The sequence below is a fragment of the Mesorhizobium sp. M4B.F.Ca.ET.089.01.1.1 genome (genome assembly GCF_004022605.1).
In the GTDB taxonomy this organism is placed as follows: Bacteria; Pseudomonadota; Alphaproteobacteria; order Rhizobiales; family Rhizobiaceae; genus Mesorhizobium; species Mesorhizobium abyssinicae.
In genome coordinates, this window is the sequence record NZ_RZOS01000551.1 from 1 (window position 1) to 3,350 (window position 3,350).

Annotated in this window: 2 protein-coding genes and 1 pseudogene; all 3 read left to right on the forward strand. The window is 66.1% G+C overall.

The window, feature by feature from the left end:
* Window positions 1-101: pseudogene (locus EN780_RS30410) on the forward strand (IS110 family transposase); the annotation flags it as partial.
* A gap of 266 nt (window positions 102-367) precedes the next feature.
* Window positions 368-1,618 carry a D-amino acid dehydrogenase gene (locus EN780_RS30415; protein ID WP_127282427.1) on the forward strand — a complete coding sequence of 417 codons (1,251 nt, stop codon included), beginning with the start codon at window positions 368-370 and terminating at the stop codon, window positions 1,616-1,618.
* A 2-nt stretch (window positions 1,619-1,620) separates the two neighbouring features.
* A partial coding sequence (locus EN780_RS30420; RefSeq protein ID WP_128276133.1) for an alanine racemase occupies window positions 1,621-3,350 on the forward strand: 1,730 nt, incomplete at its 3' end.

Here is a 3,350-nt window from a genome sequence, read left to right on the forward strand (position 1 = left end):
TCGGCAAGCCGAAGATCGTCGCCGTCGTGGCCGTCATGCGAAAGCTGCTGACCATTCTCAACGCCATCATCCGCGACCAAAAACCATGGCAAACAGCTTGACAGCCAAGACAGTCGCTCTCCCCGTATAGTGACGGGGAGAGGGGCGCTGTCACCAATGATTTCGCCAATCGCCAACGCTGCAGGGAAGGCGCCGGCGCCGCGGCAAGCCACCTTCTCCCCGTCACTATACGGGGAGAAGGTGCCGGCAGGCGGATGAGGGGCGCCGCGGCCCTCTGCAATCACAAGGGCTCGTCCCGCACCCCGAGACGCGCTATTGAAGGCATCGGAGGCGTGGAGGCGCTCCGCATATTTGTCTGGGGGGCGGCATGAAGGTTTTGGTGCTCGGGGCCGGCGTCGTTGGCACGGCGGCCGCCTATTACCTGGCGAGCGACGGCCATGAGGTGACGGTGATCGAGCGCCACCAGACGGCGGCGCGCGGCACCAGCCAGTCGAATGCCGGCCTTGTCTCGCCGGGCGACGCCACCGCCTGGGCCTCGCCGGCCGCGCTGAAGACCTTCCTGCGTGCGCTCTGGAACCACGATCTCGGCATCAAGGTCCGGCTGCGCTTCGATCCCTATTTCCTCGCCTGGAGCCTGCGCTTCCTGCGCCAGTGCACGGTGGCGCGCCTGCGCGCCAACAGCCAGGTCAAGTTGCGTCTGGCGCTCTATTCGCGCGACTGCATCAATTCGCTCTCCGAAGCGACTGGCATCCACTATGATGAGCGCAAGAAGGGCATCCTCTATTTCTTCCGCTCGCAGCACAGTCTCGACACCGGCACCGACAATTACCGCTACCTGGCCGAACATGGCCTGCCGATCGAGATCGTCGGCCGCGACCGGCTGATCGAGCTGGAACCCGGCCTCGCCGGCGCCAGGGACAAGATCGCTGGCGGCGTCTATTCGCCGATCGACCAGACCGGCGATTCCAGGCAGTTCGTGGAGAAGCTCGCCGCTTATTCGGCTGAAAAGCTCGGCGTCAAATTCCTTTTCGGCACGACCGTCGAGGGCCTCGACATCGAGGGCGACCGCGTGCGCGCGGTGATGACTTCTGCCGGCCCGGTCGCCGGCGACGCGGTGGTCATCGCCATGGGCCCGGAAAGCGGCCTGCTCGGCCGCCGCTACGGCATCGACCTGCCGGTCTATCCGGTGAAGGGCTACACCGCGACCATCCCGCTCGAGGACGAGAGCAAGGGGCCGACCATGGGCGGCGCCGACGAGGACCAGCTGATCGGCTACTCGCGGCTCGGCAACCGGCTGCGGCTTGCCTCGACCGCCGAGTTCACCGGCTTCGACCGCAGCTTCAGGCCGCGCGACTTCGCCGCCATGTTCAGGACCGGCAAGGATCTGTTTCCCGGCGCCTTCGACGAGAAGAAGGCGGAGCTTTGGGCGGGCCTCAGGCCAATGATGCCGAACTCCGTGCCGGTCATCGGCCTGGCGCGCTACACAAATCTTTATCTCGACACCGGCCACGGCCATGTCGGCTGGACGATGGCCTGCGGTTCGGGAAAATTCCTCGCCGACATCGTCGCCGGCCGCAAGCCGGAGATCGATCCGCAGGGGCTGGTCTACAGGAACTAGAGATGTCGGGACCGCAAGTCGCCATCGATCTCGGCCGCATCGAGCGCAATGCGCGCACCGTCGTCGAGCGCTGCGTGCAATCCGGCATCAAGGTCTTCGGTGTCACCAAGGGCATGTGCGGCATGCCGCAGGTGGCGCGCGCCATGCTGCGCGGCGGCGTTGCCGGCATCGCGGAGTCACGCTTCGAGAACATTCGCCGGTTGCGCGACAGCGGCATCAATGTGCCGATCATGCTCTTGCGCAGCCCGCCCATCGCCCGCGTCGAGGAGGTGGTGCGGACCGTCGACATCAGCCTGCAGTCGGAACTTTCGATCATTCGCGAGATCGCCCGCATCGCCGAACGCATGGGCCGCGTCCACGACATCATGCTGATGGTCGACCTCGGCGACCTGCGGGAAGGCATCTGGCCGAACGACCTTGTGCCGACTGTCGAGCAGATCCTGGAGATGAAGGGCGTGCGCATTGCCGGCATCGGCACCAATCTCGGCTGCTTCGGCGCCATCTTGCCGACCGAGGAGAATCTCGGCCAACTCGTCGCCCATGCCTATAAGATCGAGCGTCTGTCGGGCAAAAGCCTCGATTGGATCTCGGGCGGTGCCTCGTCCTCGCTGCCGCTGCTGCTCGAAGGCAGGCTGCCCGCCGGCATCAACAATCTGAGGGTTGGCGAAGCGATCCTGCAGGGCGGGCTGGAAACTTTTCGCGATCCGCCCTGGGAAGCGCTGGAGCTCGATGCCTGCCGGCTCACCGCCGACATCATCGAGGTCAAGAAGAAGCCATCGCGGCCGATCGGCCAGTCCGGCTACGACGCGTTCGGCAACCAGCCGGTCTTTCCCGACGAGGGCGACAGGCTGCGCGCCATCGCCAATATCGGCCGCGAGGACGTGTTGGTCGAAGGCCTGATGCCGATCGCCAAGGGCGTGCGCGTGCTCGGCGCCTCCAGCGATCATCTTTTGCTTGACGTCCAGGACGCCGATCCCCCTCCCGTCGTCGGCGGCCGCGTCGCCTTCCGCATGAGCTATGGCGCCATGCTTCTCGCCATGACCTCCGAATATGTCGAGAAGGCCCCGATGCACGACGTCGAGGACTATTCCGGCCGCAAGATGGTGTCGATCTCGGCCGAGCCGTCGGCGGCGGGCATCCTTGCCCGAGAGGCGACCGGGGCGCGGCTTGAGGCGATGAACTTCGATGTCGTCGAGCTGGCCGACGCGGAACGGCCGCCTTCGGGCCTGATCCGGCTGACCGCCGGCGCCGACCGCCGCATTGCCCACACGGCACTTGCCGCGACCGCGCGGGCGACACACTCAGTTGGCCTGATCTGGATCGATTCCATCGCCGCGCTGATGCCGGAGGAGATCGAAGGCATCGACCTGCCGGAGGCTTCGGTGCTCGCCCGCATGTTGGGCCTGGATCACAAGCCGGGCGCTTTGCAGCCGCAGCTTTCGCCGGAAAACATCGTGATCGTCGGCTTGCGCCATGCCGATCCGGCCGAGGCGCGGGTGCTGACGGATTCGCGTGTCTCCACCTTCACCATGACCGACATCGACGCCATGGGCATGGGGGAAGTGATGCGCGAGGCGATCCACATCGCCTCCTCAGGCACGCAAGGGTTCCACGTCGCCTATGCGCCCGAGGTCACCGAATTCGCCGGCTGGGCGGCAGGCTCCGGCGGCATCACCGTGCGCGAAACGCATCAGGCGATGGAGGCGGTGGCACTCTCGGGCGGGCTCTTGTC